The organism is Streptomyces sp. NPDC001315 (assembly GCF_042896175.1).
Classification (GTDB): Bacteria; Actinomycetota; Actinomycetes; order Streptomycetales; family Streptomycetaceae; genus Streptomyces.
This window is the reverse complement of the sequence record NZ_JBIAWZ010000003.1, coordinates 1-26,661: the sequence shown is the minus strand read 5'-3', so window position 1 is coordinate 26,661 and position 26,661 is coordinate 1. Positions and strand designations below refer to the sequence as shown.

General features: G+C 71.8%; 19 protein-coding genes, 2 tRNA genes, 1 pseudogene and 1 riboswitch. Of the genes and pseudogenes, 12 read left to right on the top strand and 10 right to left on the bottom strand.

The annotated features are described in order from the left end of the window. From ACFY16_RS10525 to ACFY16_RS10515, 3 genes and pseudogenes are all read left to right on the top strand, one after another. Positions 1–230: pseudogene (locus ACFY16_RS10525) on the top strand (RNA helicase); the annotation flags it as partial. A gap of 162 nt (positions 231–392) precedes the next feature. Beyond that, positions 393–1,928, top strand: a complete 1,536-nt coding sequence (locus ACFY16_RS10520) for an amino acid permease (RefSeq protein WP_390646729.1) — start codon at positions 393–395, stop codon at positions 1,926–1,928. Between the two features lie 109 nt (positions 1,929–2,037). Next, positions 2,038–2,110, top strand: a tRNA-Lys gene (locus tag ACFY16_RS10515). 132 nt (positions 2,111–2,242) lie between these two features. Here ACFY16_RS10515 and ACFY16_RS10510 read toward each other — a convergent pair. The 3 genes from ACFY16_RS10510 to ACFY16_RS10500 form a co-directional block, all read right to left on the bottom strand. Continuing rightward, the gene (locus tag ACFY16_RS10510; protein WP_390646728.1) at positions 2,243–2,392 is read right to left on the bottom strand and encodes a hypothetical protein; all 150 of its coding nucleotides are present in this window, start codon (positions 2,390–2,392) and stop codon (positions 2,243–2,245) included. Between the two features lie 87 nt (positions 2,393–2,479). Next, the gene (ribA, locus tag ACFY16_RS10505; RefSeq protein WP_390646727.1) at positions 2,480–3,121 is read right to left on the bottom strand and encodes a GTP cyclohydrolase II; all 642 of its coding nucleotides are present in this window, start codon (positions 3,119–3,121) and stop codon (positions 2,480–2,482) included. 119 nt (positions 3,122–3,240) lie between these two features. After that, positions 3,241–3,756, bottom strand: coding sequence for a MarR family winged helix-turn-helix transcriptional regulator (locus ACFY16_RS10500; RefSeq protein ID WP_390646726.1), 516 nt, complete (start codon positions 3,754–3,756; stop codon positions 3,241–3,243). Between the two features lie 83 nt (positions 3,757–3,839). On the opposite strand from ACFY16_RS10500, the gene ACFY16_RS10495 reads away from it, so the two are divergent. From ACFY16_RS10495 to ACFY16_RS10475, 5 genes are all read left to right on the top strand, one after another. Beyond that, a complete protein-coding gene (locus ACFY16_RS10495; RefSeq protein WP_390646725.1) occupies positions 3,840–4,970 on the top strand; it encodes a dihydrofolate reductase family protein in 1,131 nt (376 codons plus the stop codon). A gap of 76 nt (positions 4,971–5,046) precedes the next feature. Then, a tRNA-Met gene (locus tag ACFY16_RS10490) sits at positions 5,047–5,120 on the top strand. A 198-nt stretch (positions 5,121–5,318) separates the two neighbouring features. Further along, complete coding sequence (locus ACFY16_RS10485) at positions 5,319–6,578, top strand: PP2C family protein-serine/threonine phosphatase (RefSeq protein ID WP_390646724.1); 1,260 nt, start codon at positions 5,319–5,321, stop codon at positions 6,576–6,578. 258 nt (positions 6,579–6,836) lie between these two features. Beyond that, positions 6,837–6,994: riboswitch (cyclic di-AMP (ydaO/yuaA leader) on the top strand. Positions 6,995–7,005: 11 nt separating this feature from the next. Beyond that, on the top strand, positions 7,006–8,040 hold the full coding sequence (locus ACFY16_RS10480) for a M23 family metallopeptidase (RefSeq protein ID WP_390646723.1): 1,035 nt from the start codon (positions 7,006–7,008) through the stop codon (positions 8,038–8,040). 176 nt (positions 8,041–8,216) lie between these two features. Beyond that, on the top strand, positions 8,217–9,161 hold the full coding sequence (locus tag ACFY16_RS10475; RefSeq protein ID WP_390646722.1) for an aldo/keto reductase: 945 nt from the start codon (positions 8,217–8,219) through the stop codon (positions 9,159–9,161). Positions 9,162–9,210: 49 nt separating this feature from the next. On the opposite strand, the gene ACFY16_RS10470 is transcribed toward ACFY16_RS10475, so the two are convergent. From ACFY16_RS10470 to ACFY16_RS10455, 4 genes are all read right to left on the bottom strand, one after another. Next, positions 9,211–10,527 carry a PrsW family intramembrane metalloprotease gene (locus ACFY16_RS10470; protein ID WP_390646721.1) on the bottom strand — a complete coding sequence of 439 codons (1,317 nt, stop codon included), beginning with the start codon at positions 10,525–10,527 and terminating at the stop codon, positions 9,211–9,213. Positions 10,528–10,630: 103 nt separating this feature from the next. Beyond that, complete coding sequence (gene trmB / locus ACFY16_RS10465) at positions 10,631–11,485, bottom strand: tRNA (guanosine(46)-N7)-methyltransferase TrmB (protein ID WP_390646720.1); 855 nt, start codon at positions 11,483–11,485, stop codon at positions 10,631–10,633. Positions 11,486–11,568: 83 nt separating this feature from the next. Beyond that, the gene (lhgO, locus tag ACFY16_RS10460) at positions 11,569–12,786 is read right to left on the bottom strand and encodes an L-2-hydroxyglutarate oxidase (RefSeq protein WP_390646719.1); all 1,218 of its coding nucleotides are present in this window, start codon (positions 12,784–12,786) and stop codon (positions 11,569–11,571) included. 92 nt (positions 12,787–12,878) lie between these two features. Continuing rightward, a complete protein-coding gene (locus tag ACFY16_RS10455; protein ID WP_390646718.1) occupies positions 12,879–14,306 on the bottom strand; it encodes an MFS transporter in 1,428 nt (475 codons plus the stop codon). Positions 14,307–15,071: 765 nt separating this feature from the next. Here ACFY16_RS10455 and ACFY16_RS10450 point away from each other — a divergent pair. Next, on the top strand, positions 15,072–17,174 hold the full coding sequence (locus ACFY16_RS10450) for an asparagine synthase-related protein (protein WP_390646717.1): 2,103 nt from the start codon (positions 15,072–15,074) through the stop codon (positions 17,172–17,174). 98 nt (positions 17,175–17,272) lie between these two features. Here ACFY16_RS10450 and ACFY16_RS10445 read toward each other — a convergent pair whose 3' ends face one another. Both ACFY16_RS10445 and ACFY16_RS10440 read right to left on the bottom strand, forming a co-directional pair. Beyond that, positions 17,273–19,249: a sigma-70 family RNA polymerase sigma factor gene (locus ACFY16_RS10445; protein ID WP_390646716.1), complete on the bottom strand. Its 1,977-nt coding sequence runs from the start codon at positions 19,247–19,249 to the stop codon at positions 17,273–17,275. Between the two features lie 415 nt (positions 19,250–19,664). Further along, positions 19,665–20,432 carry a TetR/AcrR family transcriptional regulator gene (locus ACFY16_RS10440; RefSeq protein ID WP_390646715.1) on the bottom strand — a complete coding sequence of 256 codons (768 nt, stop codon included), beginning with the start codon at positions 20,430–20,432 and terminating at the stop codon, positions 19,665–19,667. 412 nt (positions 20,433–20,844) lie between these two features. Between ACFY16_RS10440 and ACFY16_RS10435 the strand changes: the two genes are divergently transcribed. Next, positions 20,845–22,212, top strand: coding sequence for an NAD(P)/FAD-dependent oxidoreductase (locus ACFY16_RS10435; protein ID WP_390646714.1), 1,368 nt, complete (start codon positions 20,845–20,847; stop codon positions 22,210–22,212). A 240-nt stretch (positions 22,213–22,452) separates the two neighbouring features. After that, on the top strand, positions 22,453–24,111 hold the full coding sequence (locus tag ACFY16_RS10430) for a SpoIIE family protein phosphatase (RefSeq protein ID WP_390646713.1): 1,659 nt from the start codon (positions 22,453–22,455) through the stop codon (positions 24,109–24,111). Positions 24,112–24,231: 120 nt separating this feature from the next. Here ACFY16_RS10430 and ACFY16_RS10425 read toward each other — a convergent pair whose 3' ends face one another. Further along, positions 24,232–25,518: an MFS transporter gene (locus ACFY16_RS10425; RefSeq protein WP_390647229.1), complete on the bottom strand. Its 1,287-nt coding sequence runs from the start codon at positions 25,516–25,518 to the stop codon at positions 24,232–24,234. 127 nt (positions 25,519–25,645) lie between these two features. Between ACFY16_RS10425 and ACFY16_RS10420 the strand changes: the two genes are divergently transcribed. After that, positions 25,646–26,200, top strand: coding sequence for a MarR family winged helix-turn-helix transcriptional regulator (locus ACFY16_RS10420; RefSeq protein ID WP_390646712.1), 555 nt, complete (start codon positions 25,646–25,648; stop codon positions 26,198–26,200). The last annotated feature ends 461 nt before the right edge of the window (positions 26,201–26,661 follow it).

The following is a 26,661-nucleotide window of genomic DNA, read 5'->3' as shown; positions in this document are numbered from 1 at the left end:
GTGACGACCGTGGTGGCGACCGTGGCGGCTTCCGCCGTGACGACCGCGCCGGTCACCGTGGCAGCGACCGCCCCTTCAACCGCGACCGCCGCGACGACCGCCCCGGCTTCCGCTCCGCCGGTCACGACCGCCCGAACGGCCGTCGTGACGACCACCGCGGCGGCACCGGCGGCACCGGTTCCTCCTTCGGCCGCCGCGACGACAAGCCGCGCTGGAAGCGCAACGGCTGACAGCACGTCGGCCAGCTGAATTGATCGCCGTGGCCCCCACCGATTCCGGTGGGGGCCACGCGTTTTTCTGCCTCGGGGCTGCCCGCATGCCCTTTCCCCCAGGGAATTTTCCAGCCACCCAGTGACGCATGTCGCGCCCCCGGCGAGGGAATCGCTGGGGGCATGACAGATGACGCCATAGCGAGTGGGCTCTCGGACGAGGAACGGCTGGCCCAGCTCGGTTACACGCAGGTGCTCGCCCGCCGTATGTCGGCGTTCTCCAACTACGCGGTCTCCTTCACGATCATCTCGGTCCTGTCGGGCTGCCTGACCCTCTACCTGTTCGGAATGAACACGGGCGGCCCCGCCGTGATCGTGTGGGGCTGGGTCGCCGTCGGCCTGCTGACACTGTTCGTCGGCCTGTCGATGGCCGAGATCTGTTCGGCCTACCCGACGTCGGCCGGCCTGTACTTCTGGGCGCACCGGCTGGCGCCGCCGCGGACGGCGGCCGCCTGGGCCTGGTTCACGGGCTGGTTCAACGTGCTGGGCCAGGTGGCGGTGACGGCGGGCATCGACTTCGGGGCGGCGTCGTTCCTGGGCGCGTACCTGAACCTGCAGTTCGACTTCGAGGTGACGCCGGGCCGGACAGTGCTGCTGTTCGCCGTGATCCTGTTCCTGCACGGCCTGCTGAACACCTTCGGCGTGCGCATCGTCGCGTTGCTGAACAGCGTGAGCGTGTGGTGGCACGTGCTGGGCGTGGCGGTCATCGTGGGCGCGCTGGCCTTCGTCCCCGACCACCACCAGTCGGCGTCCTTCGTCTTCACGGAGTTCGTGAACAACACGGGCTGGGGCAGCGGCGTGTACGTGGTGCTCCTGGGCCTGCTGATGGCCCAGTACACCTTCACCGGCTACGACGCCTCCGCCCACATGACGGAGGAGACGCACGACGCGTCGACGGCGGGCCCGAAGGGCATCGTCCGCTCGATCTGGACGTCGTGGATAGCCGGATTCGTACTCCTCCTGGGTTTCACCTTCGCGATCCAGTCCTACGACGACGAGCTCGCGTCGCCCACTGGCGCGCCGCCCGCGCAGATCCTCCTCGACGCGCTGGGCGCGACGGCCGGCAAGCTGCTCCTGCTGGTCGTGATCGGCGCGCAGTTGTTCTGCGGAATGGCGTCGGTGACGGCCAACAGCCGGATGATCTACGCCTTCTCGCGCGACGGCGCCCTCCCCCTCTCGCACGTCTGGCACACCGTCAGCCCCCGCACGCGCACCCCGGTCGCGGCGGTCTGGCTGGCGGCGGCCGGCGCGCTGGTCCTCGGCCTTCCGTACCTGATCAACGTGACGGCCTACGCGGCGGTGACCTCGATCGCCGTGATCGGCCTCTACATCGCCTATGTCATCCCGACGCTGCTGCGGCTGCGCAAGGGCGAGGCGTTCGAGCGGGGGCCGTGGCACCTGGGCCGCTGGTCGAGGGCGATCGGCGTGGTGGCGGTGGTATGGGTGGGCGTCATCACGGTCCTCTTCATGCTCCCCCAGGTCTCCCCGGTCACCTGGGAGACCTTCAACTACGCCCCCGTCGCCGTCCTCGCCGTCCTCGGCTTCGCGGCGACCTGGTGGCTGGCGTCGGCCCGGCACTGGTTCCTCAACCCGGACCACGCCCGCACGATCGCCCGCGAGGCGTCCCGCAAGGGTGCCCCCGAACCGGTCGATCCGTGACACTCCCGGCCCGTCGCGACGCCGTCGCGCCGTCCGACGCGGCCGGGTCCCCGATACCCGATCGGAGACTCGGCCGCGTCCGGCTATGCTCGGGGAGGCAACATCACCTGGGCCCTTAGCTCAATTGGCAGAGCAGTGGACTTTTAATCCATTGGTTGTGGGTTCGAGTCCCACAGGGCCTACGGGACCCTTCGGGGTCGGGACCCCCGCTGACCTGGTCAGACGGGGGTTCCGTCGTTTCCGGGGCCTGCTCGGCGGGCGAATCCGCTGCCGGGGTGGTCACCGAGTGGTCAGGCCGGTCACCGGACGGCGCATCAGGCGCGGTGCGGTACAAGGACGAAGGCGCGGTCCGCGGCGTCCCGGCCGACTCCGCCGAGCAGGTGTGAGTACGTGTCCGAGGCGATCGAAATGGAGGAGTGGCCGAGGCGCTTGGCCACGATGGCGAGGTCGATACCGGCGCGCACAAGCTGCCCGTCGACGGGGTGGTCGGCAAGGCCGCCTTCGCCGCCGCAGTCCTGGCGGCTCTCGTATGGGACGCCGCTCGCCTGGCCTCAGCCCGCGTTCAGCTCCGAAAGCTCCCCCAGCGGCAGCGTGTGCTGGGTCTGGAGGACCTTCGCGCGGAGGTAGCGGACGTTGTGCGGGGTGGTGAAGACGCCGGTGGGGACGCGGTCGCGGACGTCGGTGCCGAGGGCGCGGAGCTGGTCGGCCTTGTCGGGGTTGTTGGAGAGCAGGTCCAGGGCGGTGACGCCGAGAGCCTGGAGCATCTGGGCGGCCGCCGTGTAGTCGCGGGCGTCCTCCGGCAGGCCGAGGGCGGCGTTCGCCGCGTAGGTGTCGAGGCCCTGGTCCTGGAGGGCGTAGGCGTCGAGCTTGTTGTAGAGGCCGATGCCGCGGCCCTCCTGGCGGAGGTAGAGCAGCACTCCGCCGCGGTCGGCGATGCGTTCGACCGCCTCGCGCAGCTGGGGGCCGCAGTCGCAGCGGGCCGAGCCGAAGACGTCGCCGGTCAGGCATTCGGAGTGCAGGCGGACCAGCGGGGTGGTGCCGGGCGCCGGGTCGCCGAGGACGATCGCGACGTGTTCCTGGCCGTCGGCCAGGCCGTGGAAGGTCACCAGTTCGGCGTCGACGCCGTAGCCGTCGTGGAAGCGCAGCGGGACCCGGACGCGGGAACGCTGGGTGGCGGCGGGGAAGTCGGGCATGCGGGTTCTCCGGGTCCGGAGGGACATCTGCTTCAGATTTGAAGCAGAACCTGAGACCCAGACCCTAGCCCATGCTTTAAATTTGAAGCAACCATTTCCCCGCCGTTGTGTGACGAGGGTCACGAGCAGGATGGAGAGGACCGGCGCCGCCACGGCACGTCGTCCGCCGTCGGGCGTGCCTCGTCGTCCTGGAGTGCCCGTGTGACCCCGGTGAAGATCTCCTCCAGCTGCCCCACCTGCTCCGGCGTGAGGTGCTCGAAGAGGGAGGCGCGGACCGTCTCGACGTGACCTGGCGCGGTGCGTTCCAGGGTCGCCATGCCGGCGTCCGTGAGGACCGCGAGATTGCCCCGCTTGTCCGAGGGGCACCCTTCCCGCCGCACCAGACCGTCCTTCTCCAGCCGGGTCACCGCGTAGGTCAGCCGGCTGCGCGTGATCTTCGACCGCTCGGCGAGGTCGGTCATGCGCAAGCGGCGCTCCGGCGCGTCGGAGAGGTGGGCGAGGATGGCGTAATAGAGGTGGGGCATGCCGGCGTCCCTCTGGAGCTGCCGGTCGATCGCGTCCTCCACGAGGTGCCTCGCGGCGATGTACGCGCGCCAGGCGCGCTGCTCCTCGGGGGTGAGCCAGCGGGTCGTCATGCCGCCAGTGTAAGTTTGTTTCAAAGTTGAACCAAGACCGCCCGTTGGGTCCGCCACACCCGCCTCCGAGAGTGAGCGCGCCGATGCCGTTCCCGTACGTCCTCCTGTCCGCCGCCGTCTCCCTCGACGGCTGCCTCGACGACACCGGCCCCGAGCGGCTGCTGCTCTCCAGCCCCGCCGACTTCGACCGGGTCGACGAGGTACGGGCTTCCGTCGACGCGATCCTGGTCGGCGCCGGCACCATCCGCGCCGACAACCCCCGGCTGCTGGTGAACTCGCCCGAGCGTCGGGCCGCCCGGGTCGCCGCCGGGCAGCCGGAGTACCCCCTCAAGGTCACCGTGAGCGGGTCCGGCGAGCTGGATCCGGCGGCGAAGTTCTGGCACACCGGCGGCGAGAAGGTCCTCTACACGACCGACAAGGGCGCCGACCGCGCCCGGCGGGCGGGACTCGCGGCCGACGTCGTCGCTCTGGGCGCGGAGCTCGACTGGCGGCGGCTGCTGGAGCACCTGCACGACGTGCGCGGCGTGCGGCGGCTCATGGTCGAGGGCGGCGGCACCGTCCACACCCAGTTGCTCCAGCAGGAGCTCGCCGACGAACTCCAGCTCGTCCTCGCCCCGCTCCTCGTCGGCGACCCCGACGCGCCCCGGCTGTTCGGGCCGGGCGCGTACCAGGGCGGCCGGCTGCGGCTCGCGGAGACGCGGCGGATCGAGGATGTCGTCCTCATGCGCTACGAGCCCACCGCACCCGGCACCGGAAGCGCCACCTCCGCCGCCGACCGGCACTGGCTGGCGCTCGCCTGCGAACTGGCGGCGCAGTGCCCGCCGTCGCGGACCGCGTTCAGTGTGGGGGCGGTGGTGGTGGCCGCCGACGGCACGGAGCTCGCGCGGGGGTACTCCCGCGAGGGCGACGATCCCGTCGTGCACGCCGAGGAGGCGGCACTGGCGAAGATCGACCCGACGGATCCGAGGCTCGGGGGCGCGACGGTGTACAGCAGCCTGGAACCGTGCGCCCGGCGGGCCTCCCGGCCGGCGCCGTGTGCGCGCCTGATCCTCGACGCGGGGGTACGGCGCGTGGTCACGGCCTGGCGGGAACCGGACACCTTCGTCGCCGGCGCCGACGGCAACGGGGTCCTGGTGGCCGAGGGTGCGGAGGTCGTCGTACTGCCGGAGTACGAGGCGGCTGCGAAGGCGCCGAACCGGCATCTGCCGGCCTGACCCGGGCCACGCCGCCGGACCGGGTTTCAACCGGTGTGCTTCTTGTCCCGCGGATGGCGTATGCTGGTCTCAACGACGCGGGGTGGAGCAGCTCGGTAGCTCGCTGGGCTCATAACCCAGAGGTCGCAGGTTCAAATCCTGTCCCCGCTACTGAAGACTCAGGGCCGGAATCCAGTTCATGGATTCCGGCCCTGAGTGTTTGTCGCGGTCGATCGCGGCCGTTGCCGCCCATCGCGGCTGTCGTCATCCGGTCGGCCCACACCGCTCGCCCCCCGTCCCCGCTCCGGCAAACCTGGAACCTTCGTGGCGTGAGCGTGGGAGTTCGCGCGGGACGGCGGGAGACAAGTGGTGCGGCCTGGTGACCTGACGGGCGAGGGCCCACCCGACGAGCCCGCCACCGGCCACGACGACCATCTCGTCCCCTACGCCCGGGCCGGCGGCCGGCTCCCGGCAGACCCGGTGCCCGACCCCGGCCTCGGCGACGAGGCGCCCGTCCCGCCCGTCGCTCCCGGTTCGGGCGGCTCCGGCGGCGAAGAGCGCCGGATCACGGCCGTACGGGCCCTCCTCCAGCTGGTCCCCGCGCTGCTGGCGCTCGGCGGCGTCGTCTACGACTTCTGCACTCCCCGCGACTTCACCGCGATCCCCTTCTTCACGGCCGCCCCGCTCGTGGCGGCCCCGCTGTACTCCTTCGGCGGCACCGTCGTCACGGGGGCCGCCGCCTTCGTCTCCGCGTACGCCGTACACGCCAGGTTCGGGCTGAGCCCGGACGCGGCCACGGTCACCGAGGTCGTCACCGTGGCCACGGTCGCCGCCATGGCCGCGGTCATCAACCGCGTCGTGCGCCGCGGCGACCAGCGGCTCGCCAGCGCCCGCGAGATCGCCGAGGCCGCCCAACGCGCGGTGCTGCCAGAGCCCGCCGGGCGGATCGGCGGGTACGACATCGCGGCCTGCTACGAAGCGGCCCAGGCGGACGCCTTCATCGGCGGTGACCTGTACGCGGTGCAGGACAGCCCGCGCGGGGTGCGGCTCGTCGTCGGGGACGTACGGGGCAAGGGCATGGGCGCGGTGGCGGCCGTGGCCGTCGTCATCGGCGCCTTCCGGGAGGCCGCCGAGCAGGAGGCGACGCTGGAGGCGGTCGCGCAGCGGCTGGAGCGGGCGCTGGCACGCGAGGGCACGCGGCGCGAAGGGCTGGACGCCTTCGAGGGGTTCACCACCGTCGTACTCGCCGAGCTCCCGCGCGGCGACGGGGTCGTCCGGATCCTCAACCGCGGGCATCCGCCGCCGCTGCTGCTGCACGCGGACGGCACCGTGCACACGCTGTTCGCCCGCGAGCCGGCCCTGCCGCTCGGCATGGGCGAGCTGGGCACCTGGCCCGACCGCACGGACGAGGCTCGCTTCCCGAGCGGCGCCACCCTGCTCCTCCACACCGACGGCGTCTCCGAGGCCCGCGATGCCGACGGCCGCTTCTACGACCCCGAGGAGCGGCTCGCGGGCCGCCGCTTCCGCGATCCCGAGGCGCTGCTCGCCGCCCTCTCGGAGGACGTGCGCCGGCACTCCGCGGGCGGGATGACGGACGACATGGCGCTGCTCGCCGTACGACGGCCGTGACCGACCTTCGTGACTCAGGGTGATCGGACGACCCCCCTGCGCATGACATCTGAGTCACTATCAAAAGCTGTGTGTTTCCTGAGATGCCCCAACGGGGCCGTAAGTGGGGGGTAACTCGCCCGATTTCCACCGGTCATGGACTGTACGTCCAGCCCGAAAATGTTAATGATCAAGCGGAACGGCTTGGAATCCCGCCCCCGGGTCTATTAACGTTCGATAACGCAGCGCGGTCGTCCCAGCCGTCACAAGAGACGGCTCCGTGCGCACGCGCCGAATCCCGCAAGGGAACCGGGGAACCACCACCTTGGGGTGAATCGCGCGGACACCGCCCGTGGACAACGGGCGATATACGCGCGTAGGAGACCTTCCTGCTCCGAACCCGTCAGCTAACCCGGTAGGCGAGAAGGAAGGAAAGGAGCACGCCCACGTGGCGTCCAACCGGCCTGCCCCAGAAGCCCCGTTCGTGCCGAGTCAGCGCAGCACCGAGTCCTTCGGCTACGGCAGCTACCGCACCGACGAGGGCCCGTGGGAGGAGTGGAACCCCACCGAGGAGTCCCTCACTCCCGTACGCGGCCGGCATCGCGTCGCCAAGCAGCGCGGCGGACTCGCCCGCAGCTCCACCGTCCTGGGCGTCGGCGTCATAGCCGCCGTCGGCGCGGGCGGCATGGCCAGCGCCAACACCGGGAAGCCGCCGGTGTCCATCTCCATGCCCGACCTGCCCTCCGTCGGCTCCCTGCTGTCCGACGACTCCGGGGACTCCGTCAAGGGCTCCACGACCCCGCTCAGCGGCATCGGCGTGACCTCCGCCGACACCGCGCAGGGCACCACCGACGCCGGCGAGGCGCTGCGCAGCCGCATCATGGCCCAGGCCGAGCAGCAGCAGGACCAGGTCGAGACCAAGGCCGCCGCCGCCGAGGCCGCCGCGGCCGAGAAGGCGGCTGCCGACGCGGCCGCCAAGGCCGAGAAGGAGGCGGAGGCCAAGGCCGCCGCCGCCAAGAAGAAGGCGGAGGAGGAGGCCGCGAAGAAGGCCGAGGCCGAGCGCCTGGCCGAGCTGGCCAAGCAGTACACGCTGCCGACCTCCTCGTACACGCTCACCTCGACCTTCGGTGAGGCCGGCTCCATGTGGTCCTCCGGGTACCACACGGGCCTCGACTTCGCCGCGCCCACCGGCACGCTCATCAAGGCGATCCACAGCGGCACGATCACCGAGGCGGGCTGGGCCGGCTCCTACGGCTACCGCACGATCCTCACCCTCGACGACGGCACCGAGCTGTGGTTCTGCCACCAGTCGTCGATCAGCGTCAGCGTCGGACAGAAGGTCACCACGGGCGACGTCATCGGCCGCGTGGGCGCCACCGGCAACGTCACGGGACCGCACCTCCACCTCGAGGTCCACCCGGGCGGCAGCGCGGACGGGATCGACCCGATGGCCTGGCTGCGGGGCAAGGGGCTCACCCCCTGAGGTGGTCGCCTTCCTCTGATCTCCTGATCCGGCTGATCCTCTGATCCCCGGCAGTCCTGACGACACCCCCCCGACGTCAGGGCTGCCGGTCTCTGGCGGTTTCTGCCGGTTTCCGGATTTCCGGCTTTCCGGGTAATGCGGAATGTGGGCCTCTGGTACGGGTGTAGAAGTTGACCATGACTTCTCTTCGCAAGTTCGGCTCCTCCGACCTCGAGGTCTTCCCGCTCTCCCTCGGCGGCAACGTCTTCGGCTGGACCGCCGACGAGGCCCAGTCGTTCGCCGTGCTCGACGCCTACGCGGCCGCGGGCGGCAACTTCGTCGACACGGCCGACTCCTACTCCGCGTGGATCGACGGCAACAAGGGCGGCGAGTCCGAGACGATCATCGGCAAGTGGGTCAAGGCCCGCGGCAACCGCGCCGACGTCGTCATCGCCACCAAGGTCAGCCAGCACCCGGAGTTCCCCGGCCTGACCGCCGCGAACATCAAGGCCGCCGCCGACGCTTCCCTGCGCCGCCTCGGCACCGACCACATCGACCTCTACTACACCCACTTCGACAAGCCCGAGGTGCCGGTCGAGGAGATCATCGGCGCGCTCGACGAGCTGGTGAAGGCGGGCAAGGTGCGGCACATCGGCGCCTCCAACATCTCCCCCGAGCGGCTGCGGGAGTCCCTGGAGTTCTCCGACCGCGAGGGCCTGGCCCGATATGTGGCACTCCAGCCCCACTACAACCTGGTCTCGCGCGACACCTACGAGGGTGAGCTCCAGCATGTGGCCGCCCGCTCCGGTCTGGCGGCCGTCCCGTACTTCGCGCTCGCCTCCGGCTTCCTCACCGGCAAGTACCGTCCCGGTACGACGGTCGACAGCGCGCGGGCCGAGGGCGCCGCCAAGCACCTCGACACCGAGCGGGGCCAGAAGGTCCTCGGCGCGCTCGACGAGCTCGCCCGCACCCATGACGTTCCGGTCGCCACCGTCGCCCTGGCCTGGCTCGCGGCCCAGCCGACGGTGGTCGCCCCGATCGCCTCCGCCCGGACGGTGGAGCAGCTGCCGGCACTGGTGGGAGTCGCGGAGCTGGAGCTGACGGAGACGGAGGTCGCGCGCCTGACGGAGGCGTCGGCCTGACCTCCCCTGTAATCCCCGTAATCCCCGGGGGCTATGAGATCCCCGGGGGCTACGACCGATACGGGTTGTACGCGGGATACGGCGCCGCCGGATACCCGTACACCGGCCAGGCGGCCGGCGGAGGCACCGGCATCATCACCGGAACCGGCGGTGCCGTGGCCCGTGCCGCGTAGTCCAGCGCGGGCCGGGCGATCTCCCGGCGCCGCCACAGCTCGTGCAGCAGTTCGCGTTCCCGTGCGAGGAAGTCGGCGCCCGCCCGGCCCCGGCGCCCCCGGTGCCGCAGGAACGCCAGTGAGGTCGCGTACGCCTCGTACTCCGCGACCGCCCGCGCGGCCGGCTTCCCGAAGTGGTGCCCGGCGTACTCGCGGGCCAGCCGCCGGGCCCGCATCGAACCGAGCGCGAACGGCTCGGCCGGGGTCAGCCAGCCGGCGACGGCGTACGCGGGCAGTTCCTCGCGCACGGTCCGCAGTTCGCGTTGGCGCGTCCAGATCACCAGCCAGGTCAGCAGGCCGAACGCGGGCAGCATGAACGCCCCGTAGACCGCGAAGAAGCCGTACTCGCCGAAGGTCGAGGAGCCGTTCCAGAACGCGTGCATGCCCATGGCGAGCAGCAGCCCGCAGAGCGGCAGGAGGACCCGACGTGCGCGCTGCCGGTCCCCGGAGAGCGCGGCGATGCCGAAGCCGATGCCGGTGAGGACGGTGAACAGGGGGTGGGCGAACGGCGACATGATCACGCGGACGAAGAAGGTCGCCGCGGTGACGGAGGCGATGCCGCGGCCGCCACTGAGCTGGTCGGTGCCGAAGGCGGTGCCGAGGTAGAGGATGTTCTCGGTGAACGCGAAGCCGGTCGCGGTCACCCCGGCTATGACGACCCCGTCGACGATCCCGGTGAAGTCCCGTCTGCGGAAGAGGAAGACGAGGAGTACGGCGGCGGCCTTGGCGGACTCCTCGACGACCGGCGCTATCACGGTCGCGCCGAGGGTGTCGGCACTCGACGGATCGGCGGTCGCGGTCGCTATCCACTTGGTCGCGAAGCTGTTGGCGACGATCGCTATCAGCGCCGCCGCGCAGGCACCCCAGGCGAAGGCGAACAGCAGGTTCCGCCAAGGGCCGGGCTCGACCCGGTCCAGCCACCGGAAGGCGGCTATGAGCAGGGGCACCGGCAGCACGGCGAGCCCGATCCCGACCAGGAACCCTTCCGTGCCGGTCTGTTGGCGCACGAGCGCGAGGATGACGAGCCCGGAGAGCGCCAGCAGGGTGATCAGGGCGCCGTACCGCACCCAGTTCCGCTGCCACCAGTGAGCGTGTCGGAGCCGACTGTCGACGGGAACGCTGGAGTGCGTCGGATACGGGGGAACGGTGGCCACGGCATTGACCCTAACGAGCGGAGGGCTGGTCTTGCTGTTCCTTTTGCACCTGCGGTGCCTGCGCTGCCTGCTGCGTCTGCAGTGTCTGCTGTGCCTGCTGTGCCTACGGCGTCCGCTGCTCCTGCGGCTTCTCGTGCGGTACGCGACGGAAGAGCAGATCGTTCACGACATGTCCCTTGTCCAGTCCCTGGCCCTCGAAACGGGTCAGCGGCCGGAACTCGGGGCGTGGCGCGAAACCGCCGTCCGCCTGGGTGTTCTCGAAGTCGGGGTGCGCGCTGAGCACCTCGAGCATCTGCTCGGCGTAGGGCTCCCAGTCGGTGGCGCAGTGCACGATCGCGCCGGGCCGGAGGCGGGTCGCCGCGAGGCTGAGGAACTCCGGCTGGATCAGCCGCCGCTTGTGGTGCCGCTTCTTGGGCCAGGGATCGGGGAAATAGACGCGCAGCCCGTCCAACGCGTCCGGGACGAGCATCTCACGCAGCAGGATGATGGCGTCCCCGTTGGCGACACGGACGTTGGACAGCCCGTGGTGGTCCGCGAGGTTGAGCAGGTTGCCCTGGCCCGGGGTGTGCACGTCCACCGCGAGGATGTCGGTGCCGGGGTCGGCGGCGGCCATCTGCGCGGTGGCCTCGCCCATCCCGAACCCGATCTCCAGCACCACCGGGTTGTCGTTGCCGAACAACTCGGCCAGGTCGACGACCTGCTGCCCGTCGATGTCGAGCCCCCACTTGGGCCACAGCCGCTGCAACGCGTCCGCCTGCCCCGCGGTCACCCGGCTTCGCCGCGGCTGGAAACTCCGGATCCGCCGCTCGAAGTGCGACCCGGCGGGATCGGCCTTCGGCCCGTCGGGAAAGCGGGGCTCCCCCTTGGCCCGGGTGTGCCGGACGGAGACACCGGGGTCGTGGGGCGCCGCCCCGCCGGTGGGCCGCGAGGTTTCGGGGGTGTTGTTGGAGTCAGACACAGTGGGACCGATTTTACGTGCGTGGGAGACACCGCCGGTCCGCCGGACCTCGGGCCGACAGCAACAGCGTCCCCGTCGTGCCCTCACCCCGACCCCAGCACCGCCAACGCCCTGCGCGCCACCTCCCGCCCGATCGGCAGCGAAGCCGTAGCCGCCGGCGAGGGAGCGTTCAGCACATGTACGGTTCGCGCGCCCTCCCGGACAAGGAAGTCGTCCACCAGCGTCCCGTCGCGCAGCACCGCCTGGGCCCGCACCCCGGGCGCCGCGGGAACAAGGTCCTCCTCGGCCACCCCGGGCAGCAGCCTCCGCACCGCCTCCGTGAACGCCGCCTTGGACACCGACCTGCGCAGCTCTCCCACCCCGTACCGCCAGTGCCGCCGGCCCATCCGCCACACTCCGGGCCACGCCACCGTGCCGGCCAGCTCCCGGGGCCGTACGACCCCCCATCCGTACCCTTCGCGCGCCAGCGCCGGTACCGCGTTGGGCCCGACGTGCACCTCTCCGTCGATCCCGCGTGTGAGATGCACTCCGAGGAACGGGAACGCCGGATCGGGCACCGGATAGACCAGCCCGCGCACCAGTTCAGGCCGCGCCAGCTCGTAGTACTCGCCCCGGAACGGCACGATCCGCATCTCGGGCTCGTCCCCGGTCAGCCGCGCCACCTCGTCGCAGTACAGCCCGGCGCAGTTGACCAGCACCCGGCCCCGGACGACGTCCCCGCCCGCCGTTTGTACGGCGACTCCCAGCTCCGGCCGCCGGTCGATCCGTACGACCTCCGCTCCGTAGCGGATCTCCGCTCCGGACGCCTCGGCCAGTTGCCGGGCGACCGCCCCGAAGTCGCACACGCCCGTGGTCGCGACATGTATGGCCGCGAGGCCCCGCACCTCGGGCTCGTACTCCGCGATCTGGGCGGCGCCGAGTTCCCGCACGGGAATGCCGTTCTCCCGCCCGCGCTGCACGAGTGCGTGCAGCCGCGGCAGCTCCTCGCGTCCGGTCGCGACGATCAGCTTGCCGGTGACGTCGTGCGCGATGCCGTACTCCGCGCAGAACTTGATCATCTCGGCGGCGCCCCGCACCGCGTACCGCGCCTTGAGGGAGCCCGGGCGGTAGTAGATCCCGCTGTGGATGACGCCGCTGTTGCGCCCTGTCTGGTGCCGGGCCGGGCCCGGCTCCTTCTCCAGCACCGTCACCCGGGTGCCCGGCACGGCGCGCGTGATCGCGTACGCCGTCGACAGCCCGACGATCCCGCCGCCGATCACCAGCACGTCACAGTCGTAACCGTCGTGGGCGATCTCCCGCACCTTGCACCACCTCCCGGCTTCGATAGTGCATTGCGCCACTGACAATGCCCTCAAACCCGGGAGGTGCCCCGTGTGCCGGGTGTGCCCCGGGCTCAGGCCGGAGCAGCCATCAGCAGCGGCCGTGCGCGCTCCCGCAGCTCCACCACGCGCGGTTCGTCGCCGTACGGCTCCAGCCGGTGCAGAAGATCCTTCACGTACTCCGTGGTGCGCGCGGACGAGATGCGTCCGGCGACCTCGACCGCCCGTACGCCCTGCTCGCACGCCGCGTCCAGATTGCCCGACTCCAGCTCGGCGACCGCCGAGACGACGAGCCGCAGGCCGTGCGAGCGCACGAACTCCTCCGTCGGCCTCGACAGCGCCTGCTCGGTGAAGCGGCGTACCTGGCGCGGTGCCTTCAGGTCGCGGTAGCACTCGGCGGCGTCGGCGGCGAACCGGTCGTAGGAGTAGAAGCCGAGCCAGGACGGGTCGTTGTCGCCGTCGCGGGAGCGCTCCAGCCAGCTCTCGGCCGCCGTCAGGGCCGCGCCGGCGGCCTGGGCGTCACTGGCGCGCGCGTGCGCGCGTGCCTCGACGAGGCGGAAGAAGCTCATGGTGCGGGCGGTGGCCAGGCCCCGGTTGCGCTCCAGGGCGGCCTGGGCGAGGTCGACGCCCTCGTCGCCGAAGCCGCGGTACGTCGCCTGGAGGGACATGGAGGCCAGGACGTAGCCCCCGAGGGGGACGTCGGCGGCCGCGCGAGCCAGGCGCAGGGCCTGGATGTAGTAGCGCTGGGCGGCCTCCTGCTGGCCCGTGTCGAAGGCCATCCAGCCGGCGAGGCGGGTGAGCTCGGCCGAGGCGCCGAACAGTGCTCTGCCGACCTCGTCGGAGTACGAGCCGAGCAGCAACGGTGCCGCCTCCACCCGCAGGCACTCCGGCACCATCGACGAACGCCAGTCGCCGCCTCCGTACTTGGAGTCCCAACGCCTGGCGTCCTCGGCGGCCTCCCGCAGTTTCTGCACATCGCTGTGGCCGACTTTGATCGGTGCGCCGGACCCCTCGGCGAGGTTCACTTCGCGCGCGACCGAGCTGTCGGCCGGGGTTATCAGCCACCGTGAGGCGGGCGTCGCGTACGCGCTCACCGCGAACGAACCGGCCAGCGACTGCCAGATGCCGCCGGAGCCGGCCCGGCGTCCCGCGAGGTCGAGCCGGTACAACTCCGTCGCGGACCGCACCGCCTGTCCGACGTCCCGAGGGAAGGCGAGGCCCACTTCGGGTGCGGGATCCGCGTCCGCCAGGCCGATCTCGTGGAGCGGCACCGGACGGCCGAGCTTCTGCCCGATGGCGGCCGCGATGAGGTGCGGCGCCGCTCCTTGCGGCACCATGCCCTTCGACACCCAGCGCGCCACCGAGGTCTTGTCGTAGCGAAGAGTCAAACCGCGTTGCGCGCCAAGGTCGTTGACGCGTCGCGCGAGTCCCGCGTTGCTGATTCCCGCGAGGGCGAGAACGGCGCCGAGTTTTTCGTTCGGCCCGCGTTGCTCCCTGGACATGCGCCACCCCTCGACACAGACGGCTGCCGCACTGGCATAACCACGCGGCATTCGTAAACCCAGCGTAGTTCGCCGCATCCCAAGCGTTAAGGGGCATTCTTCCGGATGGCGGGATTGTGGTCCGTACTGAAGTGCGGGCCCTGCACGCACCGTTGCGGCGTGCTCCCGGTGTGTGGCCGTGCGCCCGTCCGTGCGCTCTTCTCCGGCCATCGCGGGAGCGGTTCCATGGACTGTGCGTGGGTCGGCCCGCTGTACTGGATCCAGCGGGCTGGGGGACACCGCCGCCTTCATCCCCGCGGGCGGCGGAACGGTCCGGGAGGTGAACTCGGCCTCCCGGGCTGCGCATCCGTCGGGGGTGCGCAGGGCCTGTACGGAGCGTGTGCGGGCATGTCCCAACAGTCGTTGCATATCTGCGATTTGGCCGAAAAGTGACCCAGGGCGCTGCGGGGCATTGCCGCTCTCACCACGGAAATTGACGGCGCACGGGGTGTTCTGGGGGAGCGTGCAGGGGGCGCATTCGCGTCGTAGATGCATCGCAGACGCGTCTCGATGGGCCCCGGACGCACGGGGGTTGTGGCGTGGATGCGTCGCGGCCGTGGCGGCGATGCCGTGCCGCGCGGGTGTTCGGGATGACCCGGACAACGGCGCGGGGTCGCATTCCCCTGCCCATAAGCGGCTCCGTCGGCCCTCTGAGGCGCGCTCTTCGTGGCAGCATGTGAACCGTTCGTGCGGTGCACTGGTTGTCCACAGCCTGTGGAGGCGTCGATGCGGTGGTTGGTGGGATGGAGCAGCACCGCCGCGGGGGCCGCCGAGATCGGCTCCGCGGGTGCCACCGGATTCGACGGCGAGACCGTGCACCCGGTGGGCTCCCAACTCCTGTGGGGCGACCCCGATCCGCTGTGGGCGGTCGGCGACTGGCGCCCCGACGAGGTCCGAGTGGTCCAGGCCGACGCTCAGACCCGGATCGCGGTCCTCGGCATCTGCGGGGCGACGGACGAGGAACTGCGCCGCGGCCTGTTCACAGCGCGCGGAGGGGCACTTCGGCATCTGACGGCCTGGCCGGGAAGCTACACGGCCGTCGTCCAGGTGGGCCGCCGGGTCACCGTCTGCGGCGATCTCGCGGGCGCCCGCCCGGTGTTCTACACCCCGTGGGCGAGCGGCACGGCCTACGCGACGGCCGCGCTGCCGCTCGCCGACCTCATCGAGGCCAACCTCGACTTCGGACACCTCGCCGCCCTCCTGGCCGCGCCCGACGTCCCCGCCGCCCTGCACGACTCCACCCCCTACGCCGGCGTTCGGCGCGTTCCGCCGGGGCATGCGCTGATCCTGCGCGCCGGGGCGCGTGAGGTCGCCGGTTACGAGCCGGTCGCCTCCCTCGCGGTGGCGGCGGCTCCGGCCGACCCGGACAGCGCGGTCGACGCGGTGCGCGACGCGCTCGTCGAGGCCGTACGCACCCGCCTCTCCGCCCCCCGGCACGTCCCCGGCGCCGACATCGACCCCGGGCCGGTGCCCGGCATGGGGCCGGCCGAGCGCCGTGCCGCGCGCGGGATGCCGGTTCCGGGGATCGGGGCGGACCTGTCCGGCGGCCCGGCCTCGGGCACCCTGGCGTTGCTGGCCGCGGGGTTGCCGGGCATGCCGGGGACCGTCCTGGGCCATGGCACGGGCGCGGGCGAGCGCCTGCTGGCGGTCACCTTCAACGACCTGGCCGTCGCCGGCCGGGAGGCCGAGGTCGAACGTGCGGGGACGCTAGCGGCCAACCCGCGCCTGCACCACGTGGTCGTGGCGGGCGGCGAGGAGACACTGCCGTACGCCGACCTGGACGGTCCCCTGACCGACGAACCCGCCCAGTCCCTGGTGGCGGCCGCCCGCCACCGTGCCCGGCTCGCCTCCGGCAGCGCGGACCACTTCACCGGGTACGGCGCCCGCCAGGTCCTGGACGCCCACCCGGCGCGCCTGGCGGACCTGCTGATGGACCGCAAACGGCGTCACCTCGTACGCCCCGTCGCCGCGCTGGCGAAGGCCGACGGCTCGGTACTGGTCCCCGCGCGCGTGTACGGCGCGGCACGGCGACTGGCGCGCACCCCGTACCGGACGGGCATGGAGGACCTCGCCGAGCGCCTGCTCCAGCGCCGCTTCGACGAGCCCGGAGGCGCTGTGGGGGCGTCGCTGGCGTCCCTCGCCTGGGCCAGACCGGGGCCGGCGGCGCGCTGGCTGACCGGAGAGGCCCTCGCTGAAGTATCGGTTCGCCTGCAGGGGGCGACCAACCGCTCGGGGATCGGTCCCGGCCAGCGGCCCGGCGACTTCCGCGCCCGTACGGCCCTCGCGCGGCACGCCGCGGACCTGCGCATCCTGGAGCAGGCCGTCGAGATCCGCTTCCAGCGCCTGCACGCGCCGTTCCTCGACAACCAGGTCGTCCGCGCCTGCCGCACGCTCCCGGAGACACTGCGCGTCCAGCCGGGCGCCCGCGCCGAGATCCTGCGCACGGTCCTCAAGGGCGCCGGCATCGCCGACCTCCCGCCCGGCTGGGGCGCCCCGTCCCACGCGTCGGCGGCGGCCGCCTCGCGCACGGGACTGCGCGTGGCCGCGGACACGCTGACGGCGCTGTTCGACACGCCGCTGCTCGCGCAGGCCGGCCTGGTCGAGGCCCGCGTCGTCCGCAAGGCCCTCCGCAGCGCCGCAGCCGGCGAGCCCCTGCCCCTCGACGGCCTCGCCGACCTGGTCTCTCTCGAACTGTGGCTACGCCGCCTGCTGGCCCGCAGGGGAACCTGCTGGACAGGCACACCGGCACGCGCGCGTGCGGTACCGGCGGGCATCACCCGGGTGATTCCGGCGGTGGAGTCGGTGCGGGGCGGGCGGGGGTTGGCGTAGGCGGGGGGATCGCGCAGGCGGGTGGGCGGGTGGGCGTGTGGGTGTCTGGCCGGGGTCGTGCCCGACGCGCTCCGTCAGCCCTATCAGCCCTAAGGGCCCTATGAGCACATGAACTTCGACTCGGCCCAGTCCGCCGGCACCACGGGGTCGAGCAGCCCGTGCGGCTCCACCACCAGCCGTACGGTCCGGTGCCCGGCGAGGCTCACATGGACGGGCACGGCGGGGTCACCGCCCCGGACCACCCCGGACTTCCACAGCCGTACCCCGTCGGCGTAGACGGAGAAGGAAACCTGGCCGAGGCCCAGCGTCGTGTCGTCGACGCCGACCGTCGCGTCGTAGGCGGAGCACGTGCGGTTGAGGTCGACGGTGACGGAGGAGCTGCCGTGGACGGTCACACCGTGCGGGTACCGCTCGCCGGCGATCGACAGGCCGTGGCGCTGCCACACCCAGGTGCTCTCACCGAGCCGCATCTCGGGCTCGGTGCCGTCGCCGCCGACGTCGTACGACAACTCGCTCCACTGGTAGACCGCCTGAGGCGGCGGGGGAGTGGGCGTCGGGGTCGGCGTGGGTGCCGGGGGCTGATTCGGTTTCGTGGGCGTCGGTGTCGGTGCGGGGGGCGGGGCGGACGCGGGCGTGGGCTTCGGGGCGGGGGTCGCCGGCGTTGCGGTCGGGGTCGGGGTGGGCGTCGGTGCGAGTACCGCCGGCACCGGTTCGGGATGCGTCTTCGGCGGTGTGGACGTGGCGGCCGGCTCCGGCCTGATGACCGGTGCGGAGGCGGGCGGCCCGGCCTCGGGCTTCGTCGCGGGGCTGTCGTCGCCGACGAGCGCGAGGACCACCGCGGCGGCGGCCACGGCGACCACACCGGCGGCGATACCCGCCTTCACCGGCGCGCCCAATCCCTCCGAGGCCGCCGCACCCGCCCCGGCCCCGCCGGACGAGTTGCCGCTGGCAGCCGCTGCCGCCCCGGACGAATTGCCGCTCGCCACCGCCCCGGCGACGCCCGCTCCGGCACCGCCGGCGATGAGCCCGAGGGCCTTGGCGTACCCGGCGGCGCCGAACCAGCCGATGACGGCCACCGGCACCACCGCGGGGATGCTGCTCGCGACTTCCTCGATCTGGAGCGCGGCCAGCCGGCACTTGGCGCACTCCTCCAGGTGCTTGCGCAGCCCCCGTTCGGCGCGGGAGCGCAGTCTGCGGCGGGCGTAGGTGCCGAGCTGGTCGGCGTAGCGCGCGCACTCCTCGTCGCCGGCGAGGGACGTGCTGACGTGTGCCTGGAGGTAGGCCTGCTTGAGGCCCTCGCGGGCGCGGCTGGCGAGCACGCGCGTGCCGTTGGCGTCGAGCCCGAAGAGCGTGGCGACCTCGCTCGGCGACTCGTCCTCGACCTCGGTGTGCCACAGCACGGCCTGCCAGCGCTCGGGCAGCGACCGGAACGCCTGCATGGCCATGGACTGCTCGGCCTCGTGCATGGCGCGGACATCGGCGCCCAGGTCCAGGCCCGCTTCGACGGAGCTGATCGATCCGGCGTGGTCGGACATGTCCGAGGAACGGGCCGACTGCGCGGCGAACACCGCGAAGTCGTCGACCAACTGCTCCCGCTTGGCCGACCGCGTCCAGTTCGCGGCGACCCGCCGGACGGAGGTGAGCAGATAGGCGCGCACGGCGTGCTCGGGGCCGGAGCCGCCGCGCACCGCCTGGAGCATGCGGGCGAAGACCTCGGCGGTGAGGTCGTCGGCGGTGTGGGCGTCCCGGCAGCAGGTACGCGCGTACCGGCGCACCGCGCCCGCGTGGCGCCGGTACAGCTCTTCGTAGGCCGTGTCGTCGCCCGACCGCATCCGGTCGATCAGGTCGGGATCGGACGGTGGCGACTCCATGCGCGCCGGCGACTGCATGCGCGGCGGCAGGGCGCTGTCCTCGCGCCGGTCGCGCTGCGCCGGAACACCGCCCTCCGCAGGAGCCGGGCCGCCGCGCCGCGGCACGTACGCCCGGCCGCCCTGACTCGGAACCTGCGGCGAAGCCAGGCCCTCGGCCTCCGCGTCACCGTCACCGAGTGACCCGTCCCGCCCGTCAACGCTCATCGCGGAAAGCCCCCGCCGCCTGCCCTGCCAGTCCCGACCACCGGGCCAGAGTGCCATATTGGCCCTTGGCCGGGACCCCGCAGTAATCAGTTCATCCACTCGTCCGCGAGGACTCGCCGCAGCCCGGTACCAGCCGCCACCCGAACGGGTCGGGCTCAACTGACCTGATCAGCTGGTCAGTTGGGAGTCGGCCCGAAACGTCCGGCGCATCGTCGGCGAGGACCGCCGCGAGGGCGGCGCGCAGCGCCCACGCCGCACGTCACCTTTTCGGGTCACCTGCCGTGCCGAAGGCCCGGCAGGATCCCGGCAGTCCCGCAGCCGGCCGTTCCGCCGGTCCGCCGGTTTCGCGTTCACGTCGCGCAGCCCCGCAGCCCCGCAGTTGCCCGCTCGAGCCCCGCGGTTCCGCAGTCCGCGTTCACGCCGGCCGCGACCGCAGTCCCTCCAGCAGGATGTCCAGCAGCCGTGCCGAGGCCGCCGCCTGCTGGGCTGCGTCCGGCAGTGAGGGCGCCGCCGTCGCGATCACCAGCAGCACGTCCGACACCGACACGTCCGGCCGCAGCTCACCGGCCGCCCGCGCCCGTTCCACGAGCCGGCCCACGACCTCGAGCAGCGCCGCCGCCCCGGCATCGTCGTCCGCCGCGCGGACCGCGCCCTCCTCGGGCACCAGCCGCAGCTCACCGCTGCCCGGCTGCGTCCGCTGCTGCGGCACCCGCGTCTCGTCGACCACGCCGGAGTCGGCGTGCTCGTCGGCGACCCCGACCCGCAGCACCTGCGGCGGCAGCAGCCGCCCGGCGCCCGAGGCCACCGAGGTACGCAGGAAGCGCGACAGAGCCGACCACGGCTCGTCCTCCTGACCGAGCGCCGTACGAGCCTGGTCGGTCAGCCTGGAGGTCTCCTCCTCGGCTATCCGACGCACCAGTACGTCCTTGCTCGGGAAGCGCCGGTACACCGTGCCGACGCCGACCCGCGCGCGCCGCGCCACGTCCTCCATCGGCGCGCCGTACCCCAGCTCGCCGAAGACCTCGCGCGCCGCCCGCAGTACGTGTTCCAGATTGCGCTGTGCGTCCACGCGCAGCGGCGTGGTGCGCGCTGCGTCCCCGCGTCCGTTGCTCGCCGCCGCGCTCACCGCGCCGCCGTGTGCGAGGGCGGATGCGGACGACCAATGAGAGTCCTGAATGTGCATGAATGATCCCCCGGTAATGACGTCTCCCCCCGGAGACTCCCCGCCATCGAATTGCCGGAGCGTGTGAACAGGCCTCGCGTGCCCGGCCCCGCCCTGCGAGGTCCCGTCGGTCCTCTCGGACCGGTCGGACCCGGCGGACCCGATGAGCGCCTCCCCCTGCACCCCGTCGACACACGAACATAGTTGAGAGGGCGTCAATTCAGAAGGGGCAGGTTCCGCACGGAGCGCCCCCCGATCGGAGTACGGGTCGCATACGTCCTGAATACACCCCCTACCGTCCCCCGGCGCACGCCCCCTGACCTGCGCGACCTTCACAGACTCCGGCGATTCGGCCAACTCCGGACACCCCGGGCGCCCGGTCATACAAATTGTCGGGGCTGTGGACAAACTCCAGCGCTGGGTGCGTCATGGGATGGTGAAGGAACGTGCGCGCATTCTCGTTGTCGGCGGCGGCTACGTCGGGTTGTACACAGCACTGCGGCTCCAGCGGAAGCTGAAACAGGAACTCCGGCGGGGCGAGGCCGAGATCACGGTCGTCACGCCGGATCCGTACATGACCTACCAGCCGTTCCTGCCCGAAGCCGCCGCGGGCCTGATCTCCCCACGTCACGTGGTCGTACCGCTGCGCCGCGTGCTGCCCCACTGCCACGTCGTCATCGGCGAGGCCACGGCAGTCGACCACGCCAAGCGCACCGCCACCGTGACCACCCTCGCCACGGACGAGGAAGGAACGGGCCCGCAGCAGCTGACGTACGACGAAATCGTCGTCGCGCCGGGTTCCATCTCCCGCACGCTCCCCATCCCGGGCCTCGCCGACTACGCCATCGGCTTCAAGACCGTCGAGGAGGCCATCGGTCTGCGCAACCACGTCATCGAACAGATGGACATCGCCTCCTCCACCCGCGACCCCGCGATCCGCGACGCCGCCCTCACATTCGTCTTCGTGGGCGGCGGCTACGCCGGCGTCGAGGCGCTCGGCGAACTGGAGGACATGGCCCGCTACGCCGCCCGCTACTACCACAACGTCCGGCCCGAGGACATGAAGTGGATCCTCGTAGAGGCCTCCGACCGCATCCTGCCGGAGGTCGGTGAGGTCATGGGCCGCTACACGGTCACCGAACTGCGCCGCCGCAACATCCAGGTCCTTCTCCGGACACGCCTGGAGTCGTGCGCGGAGCGGGTCGCCGTCCTCAGCGACGGCCAGCGATTCCCGACCCGTACGGTCGTGTGGACCGCCGGCGTCAAACCCCACCCGCTCCTCGCCGCCACCGACCTGCCGCTGAACGAGCGCGGCCGCCTGAAGTCCACCCCCGAGCTGACGATCGACGGCGTCACGCACGCGTGGGCGGCCGGCGACGCCGCCGCCGTCCCCGACGTCACCGCCGGGGAGCCCGGCAAGGAGACCGCCCCCAACGCCCAGCACGCGGTCCGCCAGGCCAAGGTCCTCGCCGACAACATCGCCCACTCCCTGCGCGGGGAACCGCTTCAGACGTACTCCCACGAATACGTCGGCTCGGTCGCCTCCCTCGGACTGCACAAGGGCGTCGCCCACGTCTACGGACGCAAGTTGAAGGGCTACCCCGCGTGGTTCATGCACCGCGCCTACCACCTGAGCCGCGTGCCCACCTTCAACCGCAAGGCACGCGTGCTCGCCGAATGGACGCTGTCGGGGCTCTTCAAGAGGGACATCGTGTCCCTCGGATCACTCGAACATCCTCGGGCGGAGTTCGAACTGGCTGCCGGTGGAAAGCCTTCTGACGACCCGAAGGGGTCGTCCTGACCGGATCCAGGAACTCCACCGGCCGCCCCGGCGTCTGACGAATGTCGGCCCGGACGGCCACCCTGCCAGACTGACCCCCGAGCCCGGGGCGAGCCCGCCGCTCACCCCGTGAACCTACGAGGCTGTTCCCCAGTGCTGCATTTCCCGGTGCTGCAACAATGTGCGGCCACTGCCGCGCGGCCCCCGGAGCCCTGGCCGGGTCCGGAGCCGGCCGACGACGACTACACGAGGCAAGGATTCGTGAACTTCACGCGCTGGAGCGCCCGGCTCCCCGGAACGCAGCGCCGCGCCGCAGCGCGGACCGACCACATGGTCACCCCGGACCGGCGGAGCGAGGGCTCCGTGCCCGCGGCCCGCACCGAACGACTCACCGACCAGCCGCCGCCACCGCCCGCGCCCGCCGTCGACGAACTCCCGGTGCGTGAGGTCCTCGACCGCGTCCCCGCCCTCGTCGCCCTCGTCCACGGCCCCGAGCACCGCCTGGCCCACATCAACGACGCCTACACGACGGCCTTCGGCGTACGCCCATCCGGCGCACCGGCCGCCGAGGCCCTCCCGGAGCTGAAGGAACTGGGCCTGCTCCCGCTCCTCGACCAGGTCCTGCGCAGCGGCAAGCCCCGCACGCTCAAGTCCCGCAAGGGCCCCGACGGCCGCTCGTACACCTTCACCTGCACCCCGATCGCCAAGGGCGGTGACGGCGACGACGGCGTACTGGTCTTCGCCACCGACGTCACCGACCACGCCGAGGCCGCCGAACGCCTGCGCGCCAGCGAGCGCCGCCAGCGCGAGACCGCAGTCACCCTCCAGCGCTCCCTCCTCCCCCAGGAACTCGAAGAGCCCGACGACCTGCGCATCGCCGCCACCTACCAGCCCGGCGGCACCGAGGCCGCGGTCGGCGGCGACTGGTACGACGTGATCACCCTCGGCGGCGGCCGTACAGCCCTGGTCATCGGCGACGTCATGGGCAGAGGCGTACGCGCCGCGGCCGTCATGGGCCAGCTCCGTACGGCGGTCCGCGCCTACGCCCGCCTCGACCTCCCCCCGCACGAGGTCCTCCAGCTCCTCGACGGCCTCGCCACGGAGATCGACGCCAACCAGATCGCCACCTGCGCGTACGCCGTCCACGACCCGAACGAGGGCCGGCTGGTGTACGCCTCCGCCGGCCATCTCCCCATCCTGGTCCGCGACGAGAGCGGCACGGTCCTGCGCGCCGACGAACCGACCGGCCCCCCGCTCGGCACGGGCGGCTGGATGCACTCCTCGGGCTCGATCCCCCTCGGCCCCGGCTCCACGGCCGTCCTCTACACGGACGGCCTGGTGGAGCGCCGCGACGAGGACCTCGACGAGGGCATCGCGTCCCTGGAGCGCGCCCTGGCCGGCGCGACGGGCACCCCCCAGGTGGTCTGCGACCGGCTGGTCCGCTCGGCCGGCGTCACGGCCGACCACGACGACGACGTGGCCGTCCTGGTCCTCCAGCACCCCGCCCGTACCGGCCCCGACCGCGAACTGTTCCGCAACGCGGCCCTGGAACTCCTCGGCGGTGTGGAAGCGGCCCCACGCGCGCGTGCCTTCGCCTCCGGCGTCCTGACGAGCTGGCGCTTCCCCTCGGACCTCCACGACCTGGGCGTCCTCGCGGCCAGCGAACTCGTCGCCAACTCCCTCCAGCACGGCACCCCGCCCATGCGCCTGCGCCTGCGCCGCACCGACCGCCGCCTCATCGTCGAGGTCACGGACGGCGACGACCACCTGCCCCGCCGCCGCCGCGCGGAACCCGGCGACGAGTCGGGCCGCGGCATCGCCATCGTGGCGACGATCGCCTCCAACTGGGGCAGCAGACGCACACCGGGCGGCGGAAAAGCGGTGTGGTGCGAGTTCGTGCTCCCGAAGGAGTCCGAGTAACCCGAGTAACCCGAGCGAAGCGGCCCCCGACCTCGCTCACTGACCCCACTGTCACCGTCTGACACCACAGGCATGAAAAGGCGGCCGTCGTCCTCCCGGACAACGGCCGCCTCACACACCTCACACGTCCGCGGCGACCGGCTCCGCAGGCGCCCCGCCCCGGGTGACCACCCGGCTCCGCGCGAGCCACGGCTGATCCTGCACGGCGGTGAGGCGCCGCCCCAGCCGTACGGCGAGGACGCTGATCCCGAGCGAGAACAGCAGGAACGTCACGATGTACGGCGCGTGCAGCGAGGCCCCCATCGGCCCGCCCACCGCCGGCCCGACCGCCAGCGCGAGCTGCTTCACCAGGGCGAAAGCCGAGTTGTACTGCCCCGCCATCCCCTCCGGCGCCAGCTCGGCGACCAGCGGCGCGACCGTCGGCGACAGCATCGCCTCACCCAGCCCGAAGAGCGCGTACGTCGAGACGAACGCGGCCGTCGCCATCTCCTGGCTGCCGTGCCCGAGCCCCGCGTACCCGGCCACAGCCCACGCCACGGCCCAGATCAGCCCCACGGCCGCGATCACCCGCGACCGCCGCCGACGCTCGACGAACTTCAGCACGGCGAACTGCGCGACCACGATCACGGCGGTGTTCGCGGCCAGGGCCGTACCCAGGGCGGAAGTGGAGATCCCCGCCGCCTCCACGCCGTAGGCGCTCAGACCCGACTCGAACTGTCCGTAGCACGCGAAGAACAGCACGAAGCCGAGCACGCACAGCTGCACCATGGCCCGGTTGCCGAGCAGCTGCTTCCAGCCGCCCCTGGCCGACCGCGCGGGCGCGTCCTCGAGCCGCGGCGAGTGCGGCATCCGCACCGTCGACATCACCACGACCAGCAGCAGGAACACCGCCGCCTCGATGCCGAACAGCAGAGTGAAGGAGAAGACGCGCGTGGTGTCGACGAGGTGACCGCCGATGAGACCACCGACACCGAGCCCGAGGTTCTGCAGGAAGAACTGCATGGCGAAGGCACGCGAGCGGGTCTCGGCGGTGGAGCAGTCCACGATCATCGTCGCCAGCGCGGGCTGCATCACGGCTTGCCCGGCGCCGAGCGCGGCAGCGGCGAACAGCACGGCGGTCGCGTTGCCGGCGAGCCCCAGACTCAGCGCGCCCAGCGCGGCGGTGACCAGGGCGGCGATCAGCACCGGCAGCGGACCGCGCCGCACGATCGCCCGTCCGGCGAACGGCAGCACGATCAGCGCGGCAACGGCGAAGACGGCGAGTACGAGACCCGCCGTCATGGCCCCCAGCCCCCGCACCTGCGCCACATAGACGTACAGGTAGGGGACGGTGAAGCCGAGCCCGAACGCGCTGAGTGCGTTGCCCACGTGGATCCGACGCATCTCTGCGCCCATCGCCCTGGTCACGTTCACCTCTCTTGAGTAGGTGGAGTCTCAAGTAGTTACGCCTGAAGACTTCAAAGCTAAAGTTCGAAGCTAAACAGTACACCTCGAAGGACTTCAATGCGAAGCAGGCCCGTGCGATACTGCGGGCATGGGCGATACCTCCGGCAGCAGCCTCGGCGAGCCGACACTCGAAGAGCAGATCGCCGCCTACCAGCGCGAGTTCCTGGACCTCGACCCCCAGGTCGAGAAGATCGTCTCGGCGCTCTCCCGCCTGAACCGCCGGATGAACGTCGCCTACAGCCGCCAGACGGCCGGCCTCGGCATCAGTAACGCGGAGTGGGAGGTCCTCAAGGCCCTCGTCCTCTCCGGCGCCCCCTATCGGATGGGGCCGAGCGACCTGGCCAAGCGCCTGGGGCTGACCCCGGCAGCGATGACCCACCGGATCGACCGCATGGTGGGCGAGGGTCTGGTGACCCGGGAGAGGGACGAGTCCAACCGCGTACGGGTGATCGTGGAGCTCACCCCCGAAGGCCGCGAGAAGTGGCTGGAGGCCATGCACCTGGCGACGGTCTTCGAGGAGGACCTGCTTCAGGACCTGTCCGCGGATGAGCGGACGGTGCTCGGCGAGGTCCTGACCAGGCTCCTGCGCAGGGTGGAACACGCCCAGCCGGACGCAGGCGGCCGCCTCAGCGACCTGGATTAAAAGATCTTGACAGGGGGCGGTTGACAGCACCCTCCTGGATGCGTAAAGTTCTTCGGGTTGTCGGGGAGCCGTAACGGTTCTTCGACAGCGCCTCCGCCGCAGCAGCGGCAACAAACCACGAGCATGATCACCCGACGGGGTTCAATTCGGCACGCCCGAATTAAATTCGATTTCGGGCTCAGCCGGATCCGACCGACTCGAACGAGTCGATTGGGAATCGCCGAGAAGATCCGCTAAGGTTTGAGACGTCGGAACGGCCCAACAGCCCGGAAGACAAACCCCCTCTGACTGGGAGTCAGGCCCGAAAGGATCTGATAGAGTCGGAAACGCAAGACCGAAGGGAAGCGCCCGGAGGAAAGCCCGAGAGGGTGAGTACAAAGGAAGCGTCCGTTCCTTGAGAACTCAACAGCGTGCCAAAAATCAACGCCAGATATGTTGATACCCCGTCTCCGGCCGATCGG